At 62.8% G+C, this 24333-nt stretch carries 22 protein-coding genes; 11 read left to right on the top strand and 11 right to left on the bottom strand.

Going from position 1 to position 24333, the window contains the following annotated elements:
- Nucleotides 1-65: 65 nt before the first annotated feature.
- Nucleotides 66-587, top strand: coding sequence for a sigma-70 family RNA polymerase sigma factor (locus B9A31_RS26175; protein ID WP_084297533.1), 522 nt, complete (start codon nucleotides 66-68; stop codon nucleotides 585-587).
- Complete coding sequence (locus tag B9A31_RS26170; RefSeq protein WP_025754857.1) at nucleotides 584-1336, top strand: anti-sigma factor family protein; 753 nt, start codon at nucleotides 584-586, stop codon at nucleotides 1334-1336. Before B9A31_RS26175 ends, B9A31_RS26170 begins: the two co-directional genes overlap by 4 nt.
- A 109-nt stretch (nucleotides 1337-1445) precedes the next feature.
- Here the strand turns inward: B9A31_RS26170 and xthA are convergent, their stop codons facing one another.
- Complete coding sequence (xthA, locus tag B9A31_RS26165) at nucleotides 1446-2258, bottom strand: exodeoxyribonuclease III (protein ID WP_019097052.1); 813 nt, start codon at nucleotides 2256-2258, stop codon at nucleotides 1446-1448.
- 162 nt (nucleotides 2259-2420) lie between these two features.
- Here xthA and B9A31_RS26160 point away from each other — a divergent pair, with 162 nt between their 5' ends.
- Genes B9A31_RS26160 through B9A31_RS26150 form a run of 3 tightly spaced genes read left to right on the top strand, consistent with a single transcriptional unit; the run spans nucleotide 2421 to nucleotide 8537 of the window.
- The gene (locus B9A31_RS26160) at nucleotides 2421-3071 is read left to right on the top strand and encodes a GNAT family N-acetyltransferase (RefSeq protein WP_019097051.1); all 651 of its coding nucleotides are present in this window, start codon (nucleotides 2421-2423) and stop codon (nucleotides 3069-3071) included.
- Between the two features lie 52 nt (nucleotides 3072-3123).
- Complete coding sequence (locus B9A31_RS26155; RefSeq protein ID WP_025754856.1) at nucleotides 3124-4866, top strand: autotransporter assembly complex protein TamA; 1743 nt, start codon at nucleotides 3124-3126, stop codon at nucleotides 4864-4866.
- A complete protein-coding gene (locus B9A31_RS26150) occupies nucleotides 4863-8537 on the top strand; it encodes a translocation/assembly module TamB domain-containing protein (RefSeq protein ID WP_084297532.1) in 3675 nt (1224 codons plus the stop codon). Before B9A31_RS26155 ends, B9A31_RS26150 begins: the two co-directional genes overlap by 4 nt.
- An 18-nt stretch (nucleotides 8538-8555) precedes the next feature.
- On the opposite strand, the gene B9A31_RS26145 is transcribed toward B9A31_RS26150, so the two are convergent.
- The 4 genes from B9A31_RS26145 to B9A31_RS26130 all read right to left on the bottom strand — a co-directional run bounded on the left by B9A31_RS26145 (nucleotide 8556) and on the right by B9A31_RS26130 (nucleotide 10980).
- Nucleotides 8556-9110, bottom strand: coding sequence for a DUF2589 domain-containing protein (locus B9A31_RS26145; protein ID WP_025754854.1), 555 nt, complete (start codon nucleotides 9108-9110; stop codon nucleotides 8556-8558).
- A gap of 73 nt (nucleotides 9111-9183) precedes the next feature.
- Nucleotides 9184-9828 (bottom strand): DUF2589 domain-containing protein, encoded by a 645-nt coding sequence (locus B9A31_RS26140; RefSeq protein ID WP_019097047.1) that lies wholly within the window; start codon nucleotides 9826-9828, stop codon nucleotides 9184-9186.
- Nucleotides 9829-9889: 61 nt separating this feature from the next.
- A complete protein-coding gene (locus B9A31_RS26135) occupies nucleotides 9890-10270 on the bottom strand; it encodes a Mor transcription activator family protein (RefSeq protein WP_019097046.1) in 381 nt (126 codons plus the stop codon).
- 251 nt (nucleotides 10271-10521) lie between these two features.
- A complete protein-coding gene (locus tag B9A31_RS26130) occupies nucleotides 10522-10980 on the bottom strand; it encodes a hypothetical protein (protein WP_027615820.1) in 459 nt (152 codons plus the stop codon).
- A gap of 151 nt (nucleotides 10981-11131) precedes the next feature.
- Here B9A31_RS26130 and B9A31_RS26125 point away from each other — a divergent pair, with 151 nt between their 5' ends.
- A complete protein-coding gene (locus tag B9A31_RS26125; RefSeq protein ID WP_003248064.1) occupies nucleotides 11132-11320 on the top strand; it encodes a hypothetical protein in 189 nt (62 codons plus the stop codon).
- Nucleotides 11321-11356: 36 nt separating this feature from the next.
- Here the strand turns inward: B9A31_RS26125 and B9A31_RS26120 are convergent, their stop codons facing one another.
- The gene (locus tag B9A31_RS26120) at nucleotides 11357-11731 is read right to left on the bottom strand and encodes a fe2+ zn2+ uptake regulation protein (protein WP_016714110.1); all 375 of its coding nucleotides are present in this window, start codon (nucleotides 11729-11731) and stop codon (nucleotides 11357-11359) included.
- Between the two features lie 196 nt (nucleotides 11732-11927).
- Between B9A31_RS26120 and B9A31_RS26115 the strand changes: the two genes are divergently transcribed.
- Nucleotides 11928-14234, top strand: a complete 2307-nt coding sequence (locus B9A31_RS26115) for a bifunctional acylase PvdQ (protein WP_084297531.1) — start codon at nucleotides 11928-11930, stop codon at nucleotides 14232-14234.
- A gap of 104 nt (nucleotides 14235-14338) precedes the next feature.
- On the opposite strand, the gene B9A31_RS26110 is transcribed toward B9A31_RS26115, so the two are convergent.
- Complete coding sequence (locus tag B9A31_RS26110; RefSeq protein ID WP_016714108.1) at nucleotides 14339-15061, bottom strand: UDP-2,3-diacylglucosamine diphosphatase; 723 nt, start codon at nucleotides 15059-15061, stop codon at nucleotides 14339-14341.
- The gene (locus B9A31_RS26105) at nucleotides 15058-15558 is read right to left on the bottom strand and encodes a peptidylprolyl isomerase (RefSeq protein ID WP_016714107.1); all 501 of its coding nucleotides are present in this window, start codon (nucleotides 15556-15558) and stop codon (nucleotides 15058-15060) included. Before B9A31_RS26105 ends, B9A31_RS26110 begins: the two co-directional genes overlap by 4 nt.
- A gap of 248 nt (nucleotides 15559-15806) precedes the next feature.
- Between B9A31_RS26105 and B9A31_RS26100 the strand changes: the two genes are divergently transcribed.
- Nucleotides 15807-17510, top strand: a complete 1704-nt coding sequence (locus tag B9A31_RS26100) for a glutamine--tRNA ligase/YqeY domain fusion protein (RefSeq protein WP_084297530.1) — start codon at nucleotides 15807-15809, stop codon at nucleotides 17508-17510.
- A 9-nt stretch (nucleotides 17511-17519) separates the two neighbouring features.
- Nucleotides 17520-18902: a cysteine--tRNA ligase gene (gene cysS, locus B9A31_RS26095; RefSeq protein ID WP_027609890.1), complete on the top strand. Its 1383-nt coding sequence runs from the start codon at nucleotides 17520-17522 to the stop codon at nucleotides 18900-18902.
- A gap of 34 nt (nucleotides 18903-18936) precedes the next feature.
- On the opposite strand, the gene B9A31_RS26090 is transcribed toward cysS, so the two are convergent.
- The 3 genes from B9A31_RS26090 to csiR form a co-directional block, all read right to left on the bottom strand.
- Nucleotides 18937-20328: a sensor histidine kinase gene (locus tag B9A31_RS26090; RefSeq protein WP_019097042.1), complete on the bottom strand. Its 1392-nt coding sequence runs from the start codon at nucleotides 20326-20328 to the stop codon at nucleotides 18937-18939.
- Complete coding sequence (locus B9A31_RS26085; RefSeq protein WP_016714103.1) at nucleotides 20306-20986, bottom strand: response regulator transcription factor; 681 nt, start codon at nucleotides 20984-20986, stop codon at nucleotides 20306-20308. The genes B9A31_RS26090 and B9A31_RS26085 overlap by 23 nt, the downstream gene beginning before the upstream one ends.
- 74 nt (nucleotides 20987-21060) lie before the next feature.
- Nucleotides 21061-21756: a DNA-binding transcriptional regulator CsiR gene (gene csiR, locus B9A31_RS26080; RefSeq protein ID WP_012272506.1), complete on the bottom strand. Its 696-nt coding sequence runs from the start codon at nucleotides 21754-21756 to the stop codon at nucleotides 21061-21063.
- 194 nt (nucleotides 21757-21950) lie between these two features.
- On the opposite strand from csiR, the gene glaH reads away from it, so the two are divergent.
- Both glaH and lhgO read left to right on the top strand, forming a co-directional pair.
- The gene (glaH, locus tag B9A31_RS26075; RefSeq protein WP_016714102.1) at nucleotides 21951-22928 is read left to right on the top strand and encodes a glutarate dioxygenase GlaH; all 978 of its coding nucleotides are present in this window, start codon (nucleotides 21951-21953) and stop codon (nucleotides 22926-22928) included.
- Between the two features lie 114 nt (nucleotides 22929-23042).
- Entirely contained in the window at nucleotides 23043-24293 is a 1251-nt protein-coding gene (lhgO, locus tag B9A31_RS26070; RefSeq protein WP_016714101.1) for an L-2-hydroxyglutarate oxidase, read from the top strand.
- Nucleotides 24294-24333: the final 40 nt, after the last annotated feature.

Here is a 24333-nt window from a genome sequence, read left to right as displayed (position 1 = left end):
GGAATAGAATTTGCTGCCAGGCGTCTGCCTTTTACACTGACAACTTCAAAGGCCGGGACTTTGCCATGCACAATCTGGACGACCACCAGTGGCGCGAGCTGCTGGCCCGCCTGCGCCGCTTTGCCGTGTGGCTGACCCGCGAGCCGGGCAGCGCCGACGACCTGGTGCAGGCCACGGTCGAGCGGGCCTTGAGCCGGCGTGACCAGCAACGCGATGCTGATGCGCTGCGCGCCTGGCTGTTCACCATTCTTTATCGGCAGTTTCTCGACGGTAAGCGCCGCGAGCGCCTGCATGCGCGCTGGTTGTCCTGGTTCGGCCGCGCCGAGCGTGACGACGAGCCGGTTGGCGACAACCTCGAAGCCATCGTCCTGGCCCAGGCCGACCTGCAGGCGTTTGCCCGGCTGTCGGCAGAGCAGCGCGCCCTGTTGTTGCTGGTCAGCATCGAAGGTTTGAGTTACAAGGAGGCCGCCCAGGCCTTGGGCATCCCCATCGGCACTGTGATGTCGCGCCTGTCGCGCGCGCGCAATGCCTTGCGCGAACTGACCGAGGGCAACCCGCAGCCCCCGGCCTTGCGGAGACTGAAATGACGCGCCTGATCCCCAGCGAAGACGAATTGCACGCTTACGTCGATGAGCGCCTTGGGCCTGTGCGCCGGGCCGAGGTGCACGCCTGGCTGGCGGCCAACCCACAGGCTGCTGAGCGGGTGGAGGGCTGGCGTGCCGATGCCCGTCGGTTGCGTACCGCGTTGGCCGGGTTTGGCGAAATGCCCGGGGCCGCGCAACTGGACGTTGGGCAGTTGCGGCGGCAATTGCGCCAGCGTCGTCATCGGCGTTGGGCGACGGCGGCGGTGGTGATGCTGGCATTGGGTGTGGGAGGGCTGGGCGGCTGGCAAGTGCGCGATGCCACCCTGGCGCGGGTCGACCTGCCCATGGCCGATGCCGTCCAGGCACACCGCTTGTTTGCCGGCAGCCAGGCGCTGGATATCCAGGCCAGCGACCCGGGGCAGTTGCGCGACTGGCTGGGTCGGCACTTCAGCCGCGTGGGTCAATTGCCGGATCTGGCGGGCTATGGCTTCAAACCGGTAGGCGCTCGCTTGCTCAGCAACGAGCAAGGGCCGGCGGCACTGCTGGTGTTTGAAGATGGCAAAGGCCAGCGCATCAGCCTGTTCCTGCGTTCACCGGGCGAGCTTTATCGGCGCATGCCGGACGGGCAGCGGGTCGATGGGCAGCTGGAGGCGAGGTATTGGTCGCATGGGGCTTACAACTTTGCCCTGGTCAGCGCGGCGGACGATGTGCGCGGGGCGGGGGTGGGGGAGGTGTTGCGGCTGGGGTTGTGAGTGGTGAGAACTGGGTCTTGTAGTGTTTGTGAGATCGAGCGCCGCCCGCGCGGCGCTCGATATCGCAAGCACCGCGAACCTCAAGGCAAGCTCACAATAGTCCCGACGATCAGCCCAGCTCCAGCCAGATCGGCGCATGGTCCGACGGCTTTTCCATCCCGCGCAGTTCATAGTCCACGCCCGCTGCCTTGATTCGTGGCACCAGCTGCTGCGAGGCCATGATCAGGTCGATGCGCAGCCCACGCTTGGGATCGTCCTCGAAACCACGGCTGCGGTAGTCGAACCAGCTGAAGCGGTCGGTGACATCCGGGTAAAGGTGACGGAAGCTGTCGACCAGCCCCCAGCCTTTCAACCGCTCCATCCACTCACGCTCTTCCGGCAGGAAGCTGCACTTGCCGGTCTTCAGCCAGCGCTTGGCGTTGTCCGGGCCGATGCCGATATCGCAGTCCTGCGGCGAAATGTTCATGTCGCCCATCACCAGTAGCGGCTGGTCGTTGCGGAACTGGCCCTCCAGCAGTGCCTGCAGGTCGCTGTAGAAGCGCTGCTTGGCCGGGAACTTGGTGGGGTGGTCGCGGCTTTCGCCCTGGGGGAAATAGCCATTCATGATGGTGATCGGGTTGCCATCGGCATCGGTGAAGGTGCCCCAGATAAAGCGGCGCTGGGCGTCTTCTTCATCGGTTGAAAAGCCTTTGTGCACGCTAAGCGGTGCCTGGCGCGACAGCAGGGCCACGCCGTAGTGGCCTTTCTGGCCATGGTAGTGCACGTGGTAACCCAGTGCCTGCACGTCGGCCAGCGGGAACTGATCGTCGCTGACCTTGGTTTCCTGCAGGCCGATCACGTCCGGCTGGTGCTTTTCGATCAGCGCCGCCAGCTGGTGCGGGCGGGCCCGCAGGCCGTTGATGTTGAAACAGACGATCTTCATGGAAAGATAATCCCGGTAAAAGGCGCGATGCTAGCCGACATCGCCCGTCATCACCAGCGTGGCGGCCAGGCGAACCTGCTGCTAACGTGCTGGTGGGGGTGAACGAAGCGCGCAGGGGCACCTCCAAGGCACAGTATGCCCATTCCAGGAGGTCTGCCCGCAATGCCCGATACCAACGCCGCCCCGGCCCGTGTCTGCCTGCTCGATGATGGTTACAGCCGCGAGGCGCGTTCGCTGCTGTACAACGCCTACCGCCATGAACCCACCTTTGCCTATATTTTCGAGGCCCAGCGCCCAGGGTATGAGCGGCGTCTTCGGGTGATGGTGCGCGAATGGGTGCGCCAGCATTTCTACCTGCAACTGCCTGCCATCGGCCTGCTGGTGGAGGACCGCCTGATCGCCCTGGCACTGATCGTGCCGCCGCTGCGCCGGCTGGGCGTGGCCGACAGCTGGGCCTGGCGCCTGCGCATGATCCTGGGTACGGGCCCGCGCTGCACCCGGCGCTACATGGACTATCAGGCCGCGCTGGCTACCTGCCTGCCCACTGACCAGGTGCATGTACTGCCGTTGTTGGGCGTACACCCGCAGTTCCAGGGCAAGCACTACGGTGAGCAATTATTACAAGCTGTGCACGACTGGTGCGCGGACGACCCTGGCACCCAGGGTGTGGTGCTGGACACCGGCAACGAGCATTACCTGGCGTTTTACCAGCGTCAGGGTTATGAGGAAATTGGCGAGGTGGCTGTAGGCCCCATCCGGGAAAGGGTGTTCTTCCATCCGAATCCGGTCTCTTCAAATTCCGCTTTTGCCTGAACAGGCTGCCAGGCGGCTCACTTGAGCGCCTGGCTCTGGTAGCATTCGCCGCATGACGTATTCAGGAAGATTGACCTGGGGCCTGGTTTTCTGGGCCGCCAGTTTCGCAGCATGGGGCCAGAGCGAGTTGCTGGTGAAGGTAAAACCGGCCAACAAGGCGCTCAAGGCCAATGTCGAAGGCTATATAGGCACTTTGGGTGACCGCGATGAAGAAGCGCTTTTACGCTTCAGTCGCGGGGCAGAGGAGCAGGCGCGCAAAGCGGCGCAGGCACTTGGCTACTATCAGGCGCAGATCGATACCGAGGTCAAGCCCGCCAGTGACGCTGACCATTCCCCACAACTGATCATCCGCATTAGCCCCGGCGAGCCGATTCGCCTGCGTAACGTAACCGTGCGCATCGACGGCCCGGCCAGCGAAATGAAGGCCTTCCGCGTTCCCGACAGCAAGGCGTTGCGTGCCGGGGAACAACTCAACCATGGCCACTACGAGGATGCCAAGCGCCTGATCCAGAACCAGGCATCACGCTACGGCTTCTTCAGCGGCCGCTTTACCCGCCAGCGCCTGGCGGTCGACCCGCAGGCCGGCGTGGCCGATATCGAACTGGTCTACCAAAGTGGCCCGCGTTATCGCCTGGGGGCCGTCACCTTCGGTGGCGACACGCCACTGGACGACGACCTGCTGCACCGCATGGTGTCGTTCAAACCGGGGACTCCCTACGATTCTGAGCTGATCGCCGAACTGAACAATGACTTGCAGTCGAGCGGCTATTTTGAAGGTGTGCGCGTGGATGCAGCACCCACCGCCGCGGTGGGCGAAGAAGTCCCTGTGGATGTGCGCCTGGAAACCCGCAAACCCCGCACCATGGGCCTGGGTTTGGGCTTCTCGACCGACGTCGGGCCACGCGGCAAGGCCAACTGGACTCGCCACTGGGTTAACCCACAGGGCCACAGCTACGGCTGGGAAACCGAGCTGTCGGCGCCGCGGCAGAACGTCGGCCTGTGGTACGACATTCCCCTCGACCCGCCCCTGACCGACAAGCTGCGCTTCGCCGGTGGCTACCAGAACGAGGAAATTGCCGGTACCGACACCCTCAGCAAACTGTTGACGGTCGGCCCCGAGTGGCACAGCAAGCTGCCCAGTGGCTGGCAGCGGGTGATATCGCTCAAGTACCAGCGCGAGGAGTATCGGCTGGGTGACGACTCCGGGCTGAGCAACTTGCTGATGCCGGGCGTCAGCTATTCCTTCCTGCGCAGTGACAACCGTATCGACCCGCATAACGGCTACCGCCTGCAGTTCGATGTACAGGCGGCCAAGGAAGGGCTGGTTTCCGATACCAACCTGTTGCACGGCAACGTGCTGCTCAAGGGCCTGACCACGCTCGGCCACAACCACCGCTTGCTCGGTCGCGTACAGTTCGGCGGCAGTGCGACCAATGGCTTCAAGAACAACATCCCGCCATCGTTGCGCTTCTTCGCCGGTGGTGACCAGAGCGTGCGTGGCTACGACTACCAGACCCTGTCGCCCAAGAACAGCGACGGTGACCGTATTGGCGGGCGCTACCTGGTGGCCGGCAGTGTCGAGTACCAATATTCGCTGACCGAGAAGTGGCGGCTTGCAACGTTCGTTGACCAAGGCAACTCGTTCAACAACCTGGAGTTGCCCAGCCTCAAGACCGGGGTGGGCTTTGGTGTGCGCTGGGTGTCGCCGGTCGGGCCGCTGCGCCTGGACCTGGCCAAGGCGCTGGATGATGAAGGGGGTATTCGCCTGCACTTTTCCATGGGGCCTGAGCTTTGAAACGTGTGACCAAATACATTCTGCTGGGCCTGTTCGGGGTCGTCGCGAGCCTGGGCCTGGCACTGGGTCTGCTGGTGGGCACCGAGGCTGGCAGCCGCTGGGTGCTGGGCAAGGTGCCCGGGCTTGAAGTGAACGATTTTCAGGGGCGCCTGGCGGGCAGTTGGCAGGCCAGCAGGCTGCGCTGGGCCGATGGTGGCAGCACAGTAGAGGTACAGGCACCGCTGTTGGCCTGGTCGCCTGCGTGCCTGATGCGTTCCACCTTGTGCATTGACCAGTTGCAGGCGCAGCGTATCGACATGGCCTTTGCACCCAGTGCCGAGCCGGCCAACAGCGGCCCGCTGCAGCTGCCTGCGCTGCGCTTGCCGTTGGCCATCGAACTGGGTGAGGTCAAGGTCGGCCAACTGCGGCTGGACGGCAGTGACCTGCTGGGCGACTTGCAACTGGCGGCGCACTGGACCAGCACCGGCATGCGCATCGACAGCCTGCACCTGCAGCGCGATGACCTGAAACTGACCGTGCAGGGTGACCTGCAGCCCGAGGGTGACTGGCCGCTGCAACTGCAGGCTCAACTGCAATTACCGGCCGTAGAGGGCAAACCCTGGCAGCTGGCGCTGACCGCCACGGGTGATTTGCAGAAGACCCTGAAGCTGGCAGGCACCAGCAGCGGTTACCTCGACGCCACGTTGAACGGGCAGTTGCAGGCGTTGGCCGAGCACCTGCCAGCGACCTTGCAGATCCGTTCCGAGGCATTCAAACCAGCGGGCGCGTTGCCTGACACTTTGCAGTTGAACCAGCTCAAGCTCGATGCAAAAGGCGACTTGCTCAAGGGGTATCTGCTGTCGGGTACGGCCAGCCTGCCGGCTGAACAGTCGCCGATCGCCTTGGCCTTGTCCGGCCTGGTCGACAGTAAAGGTGCCAGGGTCGATGCCCTGGATCTGACCGCCAGCGACACCCAACGGCTCAAGCTGCAAGCCACGGCCGACTGGCAGCAAGGTTTGAGCGCCGATGCGCAACTGGACTGGCAGGACTTCCCGTGGTTGCGCCTGTATCCATTGGAGACGCCGCCCCAGGTTACGCTCAAGGCCTTCAATACCCAAGTGCATTATCGCGATGGCAACTATAAGGGTAGCTTCAAGGGCGACCTTGACGGCCCTGCGGGTGCATTCAGCGTGGCCAGCCCGTTCGAAGGCGACCTGAGCCAGGTGAAGTTGCCGCAGCTGGCGCTGACCGCCGGGCAGGGCAAGGCTGCCGGGCGTGTCGCCGTGCGTTTTGCCGACACACTGGCCTGGGATGTCGACTTGCAGCTTTCGGCGCTCGACCCTGCCTACTGGCTGGCCGAACTGCCGGGCACGCTGGCAGGGCCCCTACGCAGCAAAGGCGAGCTGAAAGGCGAGGCGCTCACCCTTGACGCGCAACTTGACCTGAAAGGCCGTCTGCGTGGCCAGCCGGCAGTGCTCAAGGCCGAGGCGCAGGGGGCAGGGCAGAGCTGGACGCTCGGTGTACTGGCTATCCAGCTGGGTGACAACCGTATCAACGGCAGTGGCAGCCTGCAGCAGCGCCTGGCCGGGCGAATCGACCTCGATTTGCCGCGCCTGGGCCAGTTGTGGCCAAGGCTGCAAGGCCAGGTCAAGGGCCGGCTTGATGTCGCCGGCACCTTGCAGGCCCCGCAAGGTACGCTGACTCTGCAGGGCCAACGGTTGGCCCAGGCCGAAAACCGCCTGCAGCAGCTGGGCCTGGAGGCCCGGCTGGACAACGCCCAGCGCGGTGTAATCGAACTCAAGGCCACAGGCATCCAGCTGGGCGACACCGCCTTGGGCACGCTGCAGGCCAACGGCAAAGGTGACATTCGCCAGCAAGCCTTGACCCTGGCGCTGGACGGCCCGCAACTCAAGCTCGACCTTGGGCTGGATGGCCAGTTGAGCAAGGGTGACTGGCGAGGGCGCCTGGCCAGTGGGCGTATTCAGGCCGGTGGCCAGGACTGGCAGTTGCAGGCGCCGGCACGGCTTCAGCGCCTGGCCAGTGGGCAGCTGGATTTCGGTGCCCATTGCTGGCGCTCCGGCCAGGCCAGCCTGTGTGGTGATGACCAGCGCCTGGCCCCCGAGCCGCGTCTGCGCTACCACCTCAAGCAGTTCCCGCTGGACAGCCTGGCCCAATGGCTGCCGAAGGACTTCGCCTGGCAAGGCCTGCTCAATGCTGATGTCAACCTGGACATCCCGGCCAGTGGCCCCAAGGGTACGGTCGTGGTCGATGCCAGTGGCGGCACTCTGCGTGTGAAGGATAAAGATCGCTGGATCGACTTCCCTTATCAGGCCCTGCGCCTGGACAGCACACTGGCACCACGGCGTATCGATACGCGCCTGGCGTTTCGCGGCGAGCGCCTGGGTGAGTTGAACGTCACGGCCCGGCTCGACCCGCTGGGCAAGAACAAGCCGTTGTCGGGTGATTTCCGCCTGGCCGGGCTGGACCTGTCGGTAGCCCGGCCGTTCGTGCCGATGGTCGAGCGGCTGGCCGGGCAGCTCAATGGCAGTGGCCGGCTTTCCGGTACGTTGCTGGCGCCGCAGGTCAACGGCAACCTGATGCTCAGTGGTGGCGAAGTCAGCGGCGCCGAACTTCCGGCCAGCCTTCAGGACCTGTCATTGCAGGCGCTGATTGCCGGCGAGCGCGTGCAGCTTGACGGCAACTGGCGCAGTGGCGAGGCAGGGCGTGGCCAGTTGAGCGGCAACCTCACCTGGGGCCAGGCACTGGGCATGGACGTGCGCTTGCAAGGCCAGCAACTGCCGGTCACGGTCGAGCCTTATGCCACGCTGGAAGTTGCCCCGGACCTGACCCTGCGCCTGATCGACGACAAGCTGGCGGTTACCGGCAAGGTACAGGTGCCCAAGGGCAAGATCACTGTTCGCGAGTTACCCCCGTCTACCGTCAAAGTGTCGGATGACACAGTCATCGTCGGCCACCAGACAGAAGAGGGCAAACCGCCCTTGGCGATGGCCATGGACATTGACGTCGAAGTGGGCCGCGACAAGCTGTCGTTCAGCGGCTTTGGCCTCACCGCCAACCTGCTTGGCCATGTACACATCGGCGATAACCTCGATACCCGTGGTGAGCTGAGCCTGGCAGATGGACGCTACCGTGCCTACGGCCAGCGCTTGACCATCCGCCGGGCGCGGCTGTTGTTCGCCGGCCCGATTGACCAGCCGTATCTGGATATCGAAGCCATCCGCAAGGTTGACGATGTCATTGCCGGTATCCGCCTGAGCGGCAGTGCCGAGCAGCCGACCACCAAAGTGTTCTCGGAACCGGCCATGAGCCAGGAGCAAGCGCTTTCATACCTGGTGTTGGGCCGACCGTTGGGCACGTCCGGCGAAGACAACAACATGCTCGCCGAAGCGGCCTTGGGCTTGGGCCTGGCCGGTAGCGCCGGCATTACCGGCAGCCTGGCTTCGAGCCTTGGGATTGACGATTTCCAGCTGGATACCGAGGGTTCTGGCAACACAACCAGCGTGGTTGCCAGCGGCAATCTGACCGAGAAGTTGAGCCTGCGTTACGGCGTGGGCGTGTTCGAGCCTGCAAACACCATTGCGTTGCGCTACAAACTGAGCAAAAAGGTGTACCTGGAAGCCGCCAGCGGGTTGGCCAGCTCTTTGGACATCTTCTACAAACGCGACTTCTGAAGGGGGACGGGGCGGTCGTCAGCGGACGGTGGCTGCCTCGATGAACTCATTGGTGTCGGACGAGGGTGGGGCAGCGGGAGCACGTACCGGGACAATCAGGCTGGTGTATTCCTCGATCAGCCGGTTCAGGGCTTCGGGTGGTTCGCTGGCCTGGAACTGCATGCGTATCTGCACTTCGTCAGGGTCACGGCTGTCACCCTGACGGCCCTGGCCGCCGATGGTGACCTTGAAGCTGGCGGCCTTGTTCTCGCCTGCCGTCAGCAGGGCCTGCTGCGCTTCAGTACCTTTGACCCGCACCGACAAGTCGACCTGCATACGCTCCAGGGCCAGGCCTTTGGGCGACACCAACGCAAACAGGGGAACGCGCATGATGTGCTGGCCGTCCATTGCCACTTCGACCATCTTGGCCTTCATGGGAGCGCCCAACGCCTCGGTGTCGCACTCGAAAAACTGGTCGAACAGGTTGATGTATTGCTGTGCAATCAAGCTGTTGGTGGCGCTGGCGGCTTCTTGCAGGCCACGGGTGATTTCGCGCAGGTCGATGGAGGTCATGGGGGCGGGGGGCTTTTGCAACGATTCGACTCCTCAAGCCAGGTGGTGCCCCTCCCGATGCGGGCAGGAGGGGTGGATGGGGCACTCAAACGTCTCACGGCACCGGTGGGCCTTCCGGTTTTGGCCCTTTCAGGGTATCTGCCTGGGAAATCTCGTCCGGGCTTTCCAGTGCGGCGGTTCTGACAACGGTTGGCTTTGTCGCCGCGTCAGTCAGGAACTCGATCACCCTCATCATCGCTTCGGGCGGCTCCTGGCGCTTCAGGGTGGTGTTGAAGGCATAGCGGGCGCGTGTATCCGTCTTGCGGGTTTGCGTGGACTTGTGGCTGACGCTGCCTTTCACGTTCAGCTTGAACGGCCCCCAGCCCAGTGAGCCGGTCGCTTCTGCGTTCATGTCCTTGCTGGATGTATCCTCCGACATCTGGTTGATCACCAGTTCGAACTCTACGTTGCCCTCTTCAATCGAAATGTTCGGGTGCGTAATGGCAGCCAGCAGCGGCACTTTCATGGTCTTGCTGACCACACCTTTGTATTCGCCCTGTTCATCGACGATGGTTTCGTCGTAGTCGAACTGGATGGCGACCGCCTTGCCATCCTGGACGCACACCTGCATCAGGAAGTCGGCGTACGATTTGCTGGCGGTTACCTGCGCCTGGACCATGGCCTGCAGAGGGCCGGCGATCATGCGGTCCATCGGCAGGGCGTTGATGACCGAGCCAATAAGGCTGTTGTCTATCGACATATCGGGATGCTCTTTCTAGTGGGGTAAGGAAGCCGCCAATGGCGGCCACGGTGCAGTGGCATCAGCGAGCGCAAGGCTCCTGGCGCCGAATGTTGCCGATCTGGCGCAGGCTCAGGCCGTACTTGTTGGCCAACAGGCTGCGGGACAAGCCGTTGGCGCTCTCCTTCTGGATTTGCTGGTTGCGCAGTTGGCGCAGGAAGTGGTCAGCCTTGGGGATCTCCAGGGCGACCCCGGCAAAGCGCTTGATCAGCGCATCGAGCGCATCGGCCGGCAGCACGTCGGCAAGCTTGGTACGCTCGCGGTGCTTGGGGATGTACTTGGGCCTGCCGCCAAAGGCGCAGGTCAGCTGGTAGGCGTTTTCGATGCCGATGCAGTCGATCAGGGCCTGTAGCGAGTGGGGCAGTTGGCTGATATCGATCTGGCTCAAGTCTGGCGTTTGCATATGGCGCTCCTTCGGGATGGGTGGGATGTGCGACCCGATCACCCGCGGCGGTATGTCGAAGGTGTGAGCAAATTCTGTGCGACTGCCAAGGCGCGTCGCTAGGCGGCATATGGGTTTGGAGTTGTAGCTTCGGTGAACAGGTTTTGCAGGCAGCGATATCCGGTGCTGTAGGAAATGGCATCGACATTTGGCGGGGACTGGTGATTTCTCATCTGATCATGGCAATGGTTGTGGGATGGGGCCGGTAACCTTCACTCGCACGGATAGCTGCTCAGCAAGCTGGCGCTACCCAGGTAGGCTTGAGGGGTGGCGCGCATGCCCTGGGGCAATGTGCGCCAGTCAACCAGCAGGCACAGCGCATGCAGGGGCTGGCCGTTGCGCTGGCCGATGACCTGGCCCGCAAAGTGGCGGCGGTACAGGGCCTGGGTCTGGCGCTGAGCCTGGACCTGATCGGCCTGGGCCAGGGTTTGCCGGGCCAGGTCGGGTAGCCGGGCCGCAGGCACGCTGAAATGGACCGGCGCCGCATTGGCCTGCAGGTACCCGGCCTGGCGCACGCGTTGCCACAGTTGTTGCCATTGGCTGCTGCCGGCATGGGCAGCCAGCTCGCGCCCCAGTTCGAGCAGGTGCTCGGCGGGTGTTTGCCGGGTGTCCAGCGCATGAAGGGAAAAGGGGGTCAGAAACAGCGAAGTGAACAGCAGTGGTTTGTACATGGTGACTCCGGCCTGGGTGCTTGGGAGCCTCATGCTTTCAGGCTGACCCCGCCCCACCCAGCAGGAAATGCAGCGCCGGGGGCGGTGGCCGTTGTATCATTGCCGCGGCTCGTTGCGAGCCTTTTGCCCCTGATGTTGCAAGGAACCTTCGATGACACACGTGCAGCGCCTGAAATATTCCCTTTTGATCATCCTGGTTGTACTGGGCCTGATGCTGGGCCTGTCCCACCTGCAGAAGCAGGGCACGATCAGTGAGCAGACCTTCCAGATGCTGGCCATTGCCATTGCGGTGGTGGTCGTGGTGATCAATGGCATCCTGCGGCGCAAGGTAAAGCCCTGACCTGTGCGGGCCGGCCAGGTCTGGCCGGCCATACGCTCAGCGCAGCGGTGTTTGCTCCAGCACGGCGCGGGCCTGAGGGTTCAGGCTATAGCACTTGTCGCTGCCCAGCTGAATGACGCCTTCGGCGCACAGGCGCTTGAGTACTTCGCGCACGCTGAGGAACGACAGCGGGATATCCAACTGTTCCAGTTGGGCGTGCACACCGCGCACGCCAATGCTGCGGCCATTGCGGTCGGCGGCGTGCAAGGCGTCGATCACCTTGAGGCGAATCAGGCTGGTACGCAGGCCAAAGGTGCGCAGCAGTTCGCGGATCTGTTCGTTGCCGGTGCGTTCCTCAGCAAAAATGCCCTGTCCCTTGGGCGCTTTGCCTGGGACGCGCCCAGCCTGGATCGAGGGTTGCGGGTTGTACATGTGAATGCTCCTTTTCGTGGACGAACCCGAAATGTGGTTGCCTCACTTACTAGGACGAATGAGAACGCAAAAACTGCAACCCACTCGTGAAAAAAATGCCGCTTTCTCATCAAGACGTTCCATCGCCTTGTAATACGTAAAATTTTCATCTGGCCATTCGTCTGATCGGGATGACCCCCGAACCCGAGGAGTGCCCGTGTTTCCACTTTCCCGCCCCATGACTTGCGCTGGCCTGGCCGCCGCGCTGGTGGCCTTCAGCGTTACCGTTCAGGCGCAGCCCGACCTTGATACCAGTGCGCAGATCCGACGTACCAGTTACGGGGTGCCGCATATCGTGGCCAAGGATGAGCGTGGTCTGGGCTATGGTGTCGGCTACGCCTACGCGCAGGACAACTTGTGCCTGCTGGCCAACGAGGTACTGACCGTAAGCGGCGAGCGGTCACGCCATTTCGGTGCCGAAGGCAAGACCCTGGAAGAGCGTGACAACCTGGCCAGTGACCTGTTCTTCACCTGGCTCAACAGCTCGGCGGCGGTCCGCGCGTACTTGCAGGCGCAGCCCGCGCCGGTGAAAGCACTGCTGGAGGGCTATGCCACCGGCTACAACCGGGCGTTGGCTGAGCGCCGCAGGCAAGGCTTGCCTGCCGAGTGCGGCAATGGCGAGTGGGTGAGGCCCATCAGTAGCGAGGACCTGGTCAAGTTGACCCGCCGGCTGCTGGCCGAAGGCGGTGTCGGGCAGTTCGTCGAGGCGCTGGCGGGGGCGCAACCTCCAGCACAGACCAGCCAGCAGGCACCGGCTGGCTTCGGCGCCGCACTGGCGAGGCAAGAGCGCTTTGCCACGGAGCGCGGCAGCAACGCGGTGGCTGTAGGCGCGCAGCGTTCGGCCAATGGCCGTGGCTTGCTGTTGGCCAACCCGCACTTCCCTTGGATGGGCGGCATGCGCTTTTACCAGATGCAACTGACCATCCCCGGCCAGCTTGATGTCATGGGGGCCGCATTGCCTGGCCTGCCGGTAGTCAACATCGGGTTCAACCGGCACCTGGCCTGGACGCACACCGTCGATACGTCGAATCACTTCACCTTGTACCGTTTGCAGCTCGATCCCAAGGACCCGACCCGGTACCTGCTGGATGGCAAATCGCTGCCACTGGCGAGACAAACCATCAGCGTTGCGGTCAAGGCCGAGGATGGCAGCCTGAGCCAGGTAGAGCGGCAGGTCTACAGCTCGCAATTCGGCCCGGTGGTGCAGTGGCCTGGGCGCCTGGATTGGGATGCACAGGCGGCCTACAGCTTGCGTGATGCCAATCTGGACAACACCCGGGTGCTGCAGCAGTGGTACCAGATCAACCGTGCCGACAGCCTGGCCGCGTTGAAAGGCTCGGTCGAGCAACTGCAGGGCATCCCATGGGTCAATACCCTGGCGGTGGACCAAGGCGGCCGTGCGTTGTACCTGAACCAGTCGGTGGTGCCATACGTGGATCAGCCACTGCTGGACGCCTGCAGTAACCCGAAAGGGCAGGGACGCCTGGTGGTGCTGGATGGTTCGCGCAGCGCATGCCAGTGGAAGGTCGATGCGCAGGCCGCGCAACCGGGTATTTTCCCGGCGCGACTGCTGCCGAGCCTTGAGCGCGAGGACTTCGTGCAGAACTCCAACGACCCGGCCTGGATGGCCAACCCGGCCCAGCCGTTGACCGGTTATTCACCGTTGGTCAGCCGCAATGACCAGCCGTTGGGCATGCGCGGGCGCTTTGCCCTGCAACGCCTGCAGGGCACGGCAAAGCTGGGCGTGAATGACCTGCAGCGCATGGTGACCGACGACGAGGTTTACCTGGCCAGCCTGGTGCTGCCAGACCTGCTGCAGTGGTGCAAGGGCGCAGCCGTGGATGTGCAAGCCGTCTGCAGCAGCCTGGCGGCCTGGAATGGGAAGGCTGACCTGGACAGCGGCATTGGCCTGGTGCACTTCCAGAACCTGTTCAATGCCTTGGCCGAACACCCGGAAAGCTGGCGGGTGGCCTTCAACCCGGCCGATCCGCAGCACACCCCGCGAGGCTTGGCAGTAGAGCAAGCGGCCGTGAGCAGGCTGGTGCACGAGGCTGCGCTGGCTTCGCTCAAGGAGGTGAATGAAAGCGGCGTGGCGGGTGAGGCGCGCTGGGGGCAATTACAGCAGGCGCTCGATGGCACGCCGGTGCCGGGTGGCCCGCAGGCGCTGGGCGTGTACAACGCGATGTACAGTGTGCCGCACGGGCAGGGCAAGCGGCTGGTGGTGAGTGGTACCAGCTACCTGCAACTGGTCAGCTTTACCGACAAAGGGCCAGAGGCCCGTGGAATATTGGCATTTTCGCAGTCGAGCGAAGCGGCTTCAGCGCATGCCAGCGACCAGACCAAGGCGTTTGCGGCCAAGCAGCTGGCGGTGATTCCGTTTACCGAGGCGCAGATCACGGCTGATCCGGAATATCGGGAAGTGGTGATCAGTGAAAGGGACAATGGGGACGTGGTTCTGCAGTAAGGCATGCCGCCTCTTCGCGGGTAAACCCGCTCCTACAGGATTTACGCGTCCGTTGTAGGAGCGGGTTTACCCGCGAAAGGGCCGGCCCGGGCAACCCTGCAATCTCAGGAAAACTCGAAAGGCGCCAGCTGAAACCCTTGCTCGTCCACCTGCAAGGCCCAGCCCCGGCGGTCCCAGTCCCCCAGCACGATACGCCGTGCCGGCTCCCCATCGACCACCAGCTTGTGTATCGCCGGCCGGTGGGTATGGCCATGCACCAGCGTGCGCACGCCATGTTCCGCCATCACCTTGGGCACTTCCTCCGGCGTGACGTCGACAATCTCGGTAGACTTCATCCGCGTTTGCGTGCGGCTTTCGCTGCGCAGCTTGCGCGCCAGCTTGTAGCGGGCCGACAGCGGCAGGTGACGCAAGATCCACAAACTCAACGGATTGCGCAGTAACCGGCGCATCTTCATGTAGCCCAGGTCGCGGGTGCACAGGGTGTCGCCATGCATCAGCAGCACCTGTTCGCCGCCCAGTTCGATCACGCTGGGGTCACTCAACAGCGTGCAGCCAGCAGCGTCGCAAAAGGCCTGGCCAATCAGGAAGTCACGATTGCCGTGCATCAGGTAGATGGCCGTGCCGCTGTCGCTCAGCCGGCGCATGGCCTGGCAGATCGACTGCTGGAAGGGCGTCATGGCATCGTCGCCAATCCACGCTTCGAAAAAATCACCCAGGATGTACAGCGCCTTGGCGTGGCGGGCGCGGCCATCGAGCAGATCAAGAAACGCCCGGGAAATATCCGGGCGTTCTTCTTGCAAATGCAGATCGGAGATCAGCAGGATCACTCAATGATCTCGGCTTTCTCGATGATCACGTCGTCTTTCGGAACGTCCTGGTGGCCAGCTTTGGAGCCGGTGGCGACCTTTTCGATGGCGTCGACGATTTCACGGCCTTCGATCACTTCGCCGAACACGGCGTAGCCCCAGCCCTGCACGTTCTTGCCGCTGTGGTTGAGGAAGTCGTTGTCGGACGAGTTGATGAAGAACTGCGCCGAGGCGGAGTGCGGCTCCATGGTACGGGCCATGGCGATGCTGTACTTCTTGTTCTTCAGGCCGTTGTCGGCTTCGTTCTGGATGGTGGCGCGGGTTTTTTTCTGGCTCATGTTGGTGTCGAAGCCGCCACCCTGGATCATGAAGCCCTTGATCACGCGGTGGAACACGGTGCCATTGTAGTGGCCGTCCTTGACGTACTGAACGAAGTTTTCGGTGGTCTGCGGCGCTTTCTCGGCGTCCAGTTGCAGGACGATGTCGCCGTGGTTGGTGCTCAGTTTGACTTTGGACATGCTGAAACTCGCTTTTTCAAGGCAATCAGAAATTAGGGTGCGCAGGGCGCGGGTTATTACCTGACGCAGGATCAGGTGATCGCGACACATGGCGCGCACTGGCCATTTTGCCAGGCTGCGGCAAAAAGCCGTGATAAATCACGCCAGTTTGTCCGGGCCCGACTGTCAGCAGCTTGACTGCTTCGGCTATGATAGGCCCTTTGATTCAATCGGCCTACCCAGGCCGGACACGTGCATTCAAGGATCCTATGAGCAAGCCCACTGCCGACAACGCGCCCAACGCCGCTGCCAAAGGCGCCCCCGCTGTCCCTGCGAACTTCCTGCGGCCGATCATCCAGGCCGACCTGGACTCGGGCAAGCACAGCAGCATCGTCACCCGTTTCCCGCCGGAGCCTAACGGCTACCTGCACATCGGCCACGCCAAGTCGATTTGTGTCAACTTCGGCCTGGCCAAGGAATTCGGCGGTGTCTGCCACTTGCGCTTCGACGACACCAACCCGGCCAAGGAAGACCAGGAGTACATCGACGCCATCCAGAGTGATGTGAAGTGGCTGGGCTTCGATTGGGCGGGCGACGTGCGCTACGCCTCCGACTACTTCGACCAGTTGCACGACTGGGCAGTCGAGCTGATCAAGCAGGGCAAGGCTTACGTTTGCGACCTTACCCCCGAGCAAGCCAAGGAGTACCGTGGCAACCTCAAGGAGCCGGGCAAGAACAGCCCGTTCCGCGAGCGCAGCGTGGAAGACAACCTCGACCTGTTCGCCCGCATGAAGGCTGGCGAGTTCAAGGACGGTGAGCGCGTGTTGCGGGCCAAGATCGACATGGCCTCGCCAAACATGAACCTGCGCGACCCGATCCTGTACCGCATTCGCCATGCCCACCACCACCAGACCGGTGACAAGTGGTGCATCTACCCCAACTACGACTTTACCCACGGCCAGTCGGATGCCATCGAGGGCATTACCCACTCGATCTGCACCCTGGAGTTCGAAGGGCATCGTCCGCTGTACGACTGGTTCCTCGACAACCTGCCGGTGCCGGCGCACCCGCGTCAGTACGAATTCAGCCGCCTGAACCTGAACTACACCATCACGTCCAAGCGCAAGCTGAAGCAGCTGGTTGACGAGAAGCACGTCGACGCCTGGGACGACCCGCGCATGTCGACCCTGTCCGGCTTCCGTCGCCGTGGCTACACCCCGGCTTCGATCCGCAACTTCTGCGAAATGATCGGCACCAACCGTTCCGACGGCGTGGTCGACATGTCGATGCTCGAATTCAGCATCCGTGACGACCTCGACCGCACCGCGCCGCGCGCCATGTGCGTGCTGCGCCCACTGAAAGTGGTCATCACCAACTACCCGGAAGGCCAGGTCGAGCAGCTTGAACTGCCGCGCCACCCGAAAGAAGACATGGGCATGCGCGTACTGCCGTTCTCCCGTGAGCTGTACATCGATCGCGACGACTTCATGGAAGAGCCGCCGAAGGGCTACAAGCGCCTGGAGCCGGCCGGCGAAGTGCGCCTGCGTGGCAGCTACGTGATCCGCGCCGACGAGGCCATCAAGGACGCCGACGGCAACATCGTCGAGCTGCGCTGCTCGTACGACCCCGACACCCTGGGCAAGAACCCTGAAGGCCGCAAGGTCAAGGGCGTGATCCACTGGGTGCCGGCCGAAGGCAGCGTCGAGTGCGAAGTGCGCCTCTACGACCGTCTGTTCCGCTCGCCGAACCCGGAAAAGACCGAGGAGGGCGGCAGCTTCCTGGACAACATCAACCCGGATTCGCTGCAAGTGCTCAGCGGCTGCCGTGCCGAGCCTGCGCTGGCCAAGGCCCAGCCCGAGGACCGCTTCCAGTTCGAGCGCGAAGGCTACTTCTGCGCCGACCTGAAAGACAGCCAGCCGGGCCGCCCGGTGTTCAACCGCACTGTCACCCTGCGTGACTCCTGGGGCAGCTGAGGAAACGCCGTGCTTACCATCTACAACACCCTGAGCAAAGCGAAGGAAACCTTCAAGCCGCTGGATGGCAACAAGGTGCGCATGTACGTGTGCGGCATGACCGTGTACGACTACTGCCACCTGGGCCATGGCCGCAGCATGGTGGCCTTCGACCTGGTCACCCGCTGGCTGCGCAAGAGCGGTTACGACCTGACCTACGTGCGCAACATCACCGACATCGATGACAAGATCATCAACCGGGCCAACGAGAACGGCGAAACCTTCGACGCCTTGACCGCCCGCATGATCGATGCGATGCACGAAGACGAGCGTCGCCTGAACATCCTGCCGCCAGACCAGGAACCGCGTGCCACCGACCACATCGCCGGCATGCACGCGATGATCCAGACCCTGATCGACAAGGGTTACGCCTACGCCCCGGGCAATGGCGACGTGTACTACCGCGTCGGCAAGTTCGTCGGTTACGGCAAGCTGTCGCGCAAGAAAATCGAAGACCTGCGCATCGGCGCGCGCATCGAGGTCGACGAAGCCAAGCAAGACCCGCTGGACTTCGTGCTGTGGAAGGGCGTGAAGCCGGGCGAGCCGAGCTGGGAGTCGCCATGGGGCCCGGGCCGTCCGGGCTGGCACATCGAGTGCTCGGTGATGTCCACGTGCTGCCTGGGCGAGAGCTTCGACATTCACGGCGGTGGCAGCGACCTGGAGTTCCCGCACCACGAGAACGAGATTGCCCAGAGCGAAGCGGCCACTGGCAAGCAGTACGCCAACGCCTGGATGCACTGCGGCATGATCCGTATCAATGGCGAGAAGATGTCCAAGTCGTTGAACAACTTCTTCACCATCCGTGACGTGCTGGAAAAGTACCACCCGGAAGTGGTGCGTTACCTGCTGGTGGCCAGCCACTACCGCAGCGCGATCAACTACTCCGAAGACAGCCTGCGTGACGCCAAGGGCGCGTTGGAGCGCTTCTATCACGCCCTTCGCGGCTTGCCACGCGTGGCAGCCAAGGGTGGCGAAGCGTTCGTCGAGCGCTTCAGCGTGGCGATGAACGACGACTTCGGTACCCCTGAAGCGTGCGCCGTGCTGTTCGACCTGGTGCGTGAGATCAACCGCCTGCGCGACAGCGACCCGCAGGCCGCTGCCGGCCTGGCGGGTCGCCTGCGCGAGCTGGGTGATGTGCTGGGTGTGCTGCAGCTGGAAGCCGATGACTTCCTGCGAGCGGGGGCCGAAGGCAAGGTCGATGCGGCCGAGGTTGAAAGCCTGATTCAGGCGCGGCTACAAGCGCGTACGGACAAGAACTGGGCCGAATCGGACCGTATTCGCGACCAGCTTACCGCGATGGGTGTGGTGCTGGAGGACAGCAAGGGCACCACTACCTGGCGTCTGGCTGACTGATCGGCGTACTGGGGCCGCAAAGCGGCCCCGGCTTTCACTTGCCAAGCCCCGCAAGCGGGCAGTGCAATACCAATTTCGCCCCACCCAGCTCACTTTCCCCAATCTCCAGCCCGAACCCATGCAGGTCGAGGATCGCCGCAACGATCGACAACCCCAGTCCGAACCCGGCATGGCGATGGCCTTCATCGCTGCGATAGAACCGCTTCAACACCGCAGTACGCTCTTGCTCGGGAATACCCGGCCCGCTGTCCTCGATGGCCAGGTGCACGCCGTTATCGTCCTGTGTCGCGCAAATCCGCACTTGCCCACTTTCGGGCGTGAACTTGATAGCATTGCCCACCAGGTTGGCCAGTGCCTCGAACAGCAGTTCGCGGTCACCGTGCAGAGCCGGCAGCTGCGCGGGCTGGTGCAATTCCAGATGGATACCACCATCTTCGGCCAACGGCAGGTAAAAGTCGTGCAGTTCGACCAGCAAGTCATGCGGGTCCAGCTGAACGAACCCGGCCCGGCGCTGGCGGTCTTCCAGTTCGCTGATGCGTAACAACCCGCGAAAACGTGCCATCAGGGTGTCGGTTTCGCCAATGGCCTGGTCCAGCGCCTCGGCTTGCGCAGAGTCCACATCGCTCTGCTGGCGAATGCGGTACAGCTGGGCGCGCAGGCGAGTCAGAGGGGTGCGCAGGTCATGGGCAATGTTGTCGCACACACCCTTCACCTCATGCATCAACCGCTCGATACGGTCGAGCATGGCGTTGACGATGGCGGCCAGCATGTCCAGTTCGTCGCGCCTGGCCGACAAGGGCAGGCGGTGAGTCAGGTCACCCGCGACGATAAGCTCGGCCTGGGCCTGGATCGCGCGGATACGCTTTAGCGGCCGACGGCGCAACAAATACCAGCCTGCAAAGCCTGGAATCAGCGTCAAGGAGATACCCCAGAGCAGGGCATCGAGAATGATCCGGGTCACCACGAAGAGTGAGCCGTTATCGCGGAACAGTACCAGCCAGCGGCCATCTTGCACTTTGATCGCCACTGCATCGCAGCTGTCGCGGGGCAGGTGTGGGTCGTCGGCATCCAGGCAGCGTTTCAACTCATGGATCTTGCCGTCCAGCCTGAGCTCGGGGGGCAGGGTACGCACACTGCCGCCCATCGGGTTGAGCTGGGCGTCAAACAGGCCGTAGGCGTCGAAGCTGCGCTCTTCGAAGGCCTGGCTGGCGATCAGGGCGTCATCCAGCTGCTTGCCGCTCATGTGCGCGAACAGGTGTTGGCGTTGCAGCATGGAGTGGCGGGTAAGTTTGTTCAGGTAGCTGGATACCTCGAAATACAGCACCCCCATGAGGATGCTGCTCCAGGCCACGAACAAAAAGCTGTACAGCGCCAGCAGGCGGCTGGTCGAAGAACTCCAGCCTTTAGACGGGTTCAGCAATGGCATAGCCGGAGCCCCGCACCGTACGGATCAGCGGCGACTGGCCGGGGGAGTCGATTTTCTTGCGCAGGCGGCCGATGTGCACGTCGATCAGGTTGGTGCCTGGGTCGAAGTGGTAGCCCCAGACTTCCTCGAAAATCATCATCCGCGTGATCACCTGGCCGCTGTGGCGCATCAGGTACTCCAGCAGCTTGTACTCGGTGGGCAGCAGGTTAAGGGTGTTGTCTCCGCGGCGCGCCTCGTGGCTGATCAGGTCCAGCTGCAGGTCGGCGACCTGCAGGCGGGTCTGGGTCATGGGCACGCTGTTGCGGCGCAGCAATACCTCGACCCGCGCTGCCATCTCGTCGGAGGCAAACGGCTTGGTCAGGTAGTCGTCACCGCCGGCACGCAGGCCGCGCACCCGCTCATCGACGTCGGAGAGGGCGCTGATCATCAGGATCGGCGTGGCGATCTTGAGGCTGCGCAGGGTGGTAACGATGGTCAGGCCGTCGACCTCGGGCAGCATGCGGTCGAGGGTGATCAGGTCGTAGCCGCCGGCGATGGCTTTGGCCAGGCCTTCACGGCCATTGTCGGCCCAATCCACGTCCAGGCCGTGGCTGGTAAGTTCGGCGACGATTTCCTGGCCGGTGACGGCGTCGTCTTCGATGGTCAGTACGCGAGGCATGCTGGTTCCTGGGCATCTAGTAGAGATTTGATTGTGCCAAAGAATAGACAACCGGCGATTTAAGAAAAATTCATCTAGCGTGCGCCGATACCCTCGGCATGCATGATCTGCGCAATGATCGGCACCGGAGTCATCAGGTGCGAGCGCATCATGGCGCTGGCGCGCTTGGCGTCGCGGGCGAGAATCACCTCCACCAGTGCTGCATGCTCCTGGCGCTTGAGCTCCAGCGCCTGTTCGGAAAACACCGTCTGCGTCAGCCACAGGTGGCGATAACGCTCGGCCTGGTCGAACAGGTAGGTGCGCGCCTGCAGCAGGTGCTTGGAACCGCAGCCCGAGGCAATGGCGGTGTGAAACGCCTTGTGCCGTTCGTCCCACACATCCAGGCGCTGTTCGCGGGTTTTTACTTCCACGACCTTGGCCAGTGTATGCGAATGGGCCAGCACTGACGCCTCCCAGGCGTCATCACCGCGCTCGATGGCCAAGGCAATGATCATCGCCTCCAGGTTGGCGCGGGCATCGTAGATGTCGTTCATCTCGTCCAGCGACATGGGCGCCACCCGGTAGCCTTTCTGGCTGATGGCGTTGACCAGGTGTTCGGCCACCAGTTGCGAAAGCGCTTCGCGCAGCGGGCCCACGCCCAGGTCGTAGCGTTCCTTCAGGGCGCTCATCAACAGTTTTTCACCGGGCTTGAATACACCACGGATGATGTCCTTCTTGAGCCTCTCATACCCGCTGAATGCTGAGTTTTGTCGGGGGGCGAGCGCTTCCAAGATCCTGTTCCTCAAAACGTTTTGGCGATCATACCGAAACCGTCTGCGGACGAAAAACAATGGACAATAACGACTAATAGCTATGAAAAATAAAAATGTAGACATTTTGATTGAGTGGCGATATTTTTAGCTCGCCCGCACTGATCCAGGTCATCACTGGATAGCGCCAACCACCTTTTTGCCAGGACACTGCCATGAACGCCTTTACGCAGATCGACGAACTTGTGATGCCGCTGCCGCTCGAACCGCGTGGTTACACCATCGCCCCCTCGAAACAGTCGCCGCGCCTGCTGGAACTGACCTTTGCCCGCGAAACCGTCGAAGCGTTCGTCCAGGCCGTCGCCCAATGGCCAGTGCAGGCGCTGGAGTACAAGTCGTTCCTGCGCTTCCGGGTAGGTGAAATTCTTGATGAGCTGTGTCAGGGCACTTTGCGTCCGGTGCTGCTCAACACCATCCTCGACCGCACGACCGGCGGCATGCTGATCACCCCGATCGGCCTGGATGACGTGAGCCAGGCCGAGGACATGGTCAAGTTCACCACCGCCTGTGCACACCTGATCGGCCGTTCCAACTACGACGCCATGAGTGGGCAGTTCTATGCGCGCTTCGTGGTGGTCAACAGCGACAACTCCGACAGCTACCTGCGCCAGCCGCACCGGGTCATGGAGCTGCACAACGACGGCACCTTCGTGAACCAGATCACCGACTACGTGCTGATGCTGAAGATCGACGAAAAGAACATGGAAGGTGGCAACTCGCTGCTGCTGCACCTGGACGACTGGGAGCAGTGCGAGGAATTCTTCCGCCACCCCATGGCACGCCGCGAAATGCGCTGGACCGCGCCACCCAGCAAAAAGGTTGCCGAGGATGTGTTCCACTCGGTGTTCGACACCGATGGCGAAGGCCGCCCGACCATGCGCTACATTGATCAGTTCGTGCAGCCGGAAAACTACGAGGAAGGTATCTGGCTGAACGCCTTGTCCGACTCGCTGGAAGGCAGCGAGAAGAAGGTGTCGGTACCGGTAGGTGTAGGGAGCTTCCTGCTGATCAACAACCTGTTCTGGCTGCATGGCCGCGATCGCTTCACCCCGCACGAGGGCCTGCGCCGTGAACTGATGCGTCAGCGTGGTTACGTCGCCTTCCCAAAACCGCTGTACCAGCGCGGGCAATAATCAAGGGTGCCGGGCGGGCGCCCGCCCATGCGCTTTTGCAAAAAAACGATGCCACCAAGGCCCGCGCGGGCCTTGGTGAGCCAGCCAGGCAATGCCTGCGTGTGAGGTAAGGCTGTGTACGATTTCATCATTATTGGCGGTGGCATTGTGGGTATGTCCACGGCCATGCACCTGATCAAGGTCTACCCGGACGCGAAGATTCTCCTGCTGGAGAAGGAGTCCGGCCCGGCCCGCCATCAGACCGGCCACAACAGCGGTGTGATTCATGCCGGCGTGTATTACACCCCCGGCAGCCTCAAGGCGCGTTTCTGCCTGGAAGGCAACAAGGCCACCAAGGCCTTCTGCACCCAGCACGGCATCCGCTTCGATGAGTGTGGCAAATTGCTGGTGGCCACCAACGACCTGGAAATGCAGCGCATGAAGGCGCTGTGGGAGCGCACTGCGGCCAATGGCCTGGAGCGCTATTGGCTGTCGGCGGACGAACTGCGCGAGCGCGAGCCCAATATCGTCGGCATGGGTGGCATCTTCGTGCCGTCCAGTGGCATCGTCAATTACGCGCAAGTGACAGCTGCCATGGGGGCTGAGTTTCAGCGTGCCGGTGGTGAAATCCGCTATGGCGCCGAGGTGGTCGGCTTGCAGGAGCAGGCCAGCGAAGTGATCGTACGCACGCAGCGCGACGAGTTCCGCAGCCGTTTCCTGGTAACGTGCTCGGGCCTGATGGCCGACCGCGTGGTGAGCATGCTGGGCCTGCGCACCGAGTTTGTGATTTGCCCGTTCCGTGGCGAGTACTACTTGCTGCCCAAGCAGCATAACCAGATCGTCAACCACCTGATCTACCCGATTCCTGATCCTTCGATGCCGTTCCTGGGCGTGCACCTGACCCGCATGATCGATGGCACCGTCACCGTCGGCCCCAACGCCGTACTGGCGATGAAGCGCGAGGGCTACCGCAAGACGGACGTCAGCCCTGGTGACCTGTTCCAGACCCTGACGACCCCCGGCATTCTCAAGGTACTGGCGAAGAACTTCCGCCCGGGCCTGATCGAGATGAAAAACTCGCTGTTCAAGGGCGGCTACCTCAAGCAGGTGCAGAAGTACTGCCCGAGCATCACCAAAGCCGACCTCACGCCGTACCCGGCCGGCGTACGCGCCCAGGCGGTGTCGCGCGACGGCAAGCTGATCGACGACTTCCTGTTCGTCAACACCGCGCGCAGCGTCAACGTGTGCAATGCGCCGTCGCCGGCCGCCACCTCGGCCATTCCGATCGGCGCCTACATTGTCGAAAAGGTGTGCGAGCAGGTCAGCCTGCAAGGGGGGCACTTCCCCAAGGCTGATCGTGCAGCCAGCCAGCGGGCTGCCAGCTGACACACCCGTAATACGTTTTGCGGTCTCCTCTTACTCAACC

The organism is Pseudomonas sp. URIL14HWK12:I5, assembly GCF_900176445.1.
In the GTDB taxonomy this organism is placed as follows: Bacteria; Pseudomonadota; Gammaproteobacteria; order Pseudomonadales; family Pseudomonadaceae; genus Aquipseudomonas; species Aquipseudomonas monteilii.
Note: the sequence above shows the minus strand (reverse complement) of the source record. Positions and strands in the feature narration are given on the sequence as shown.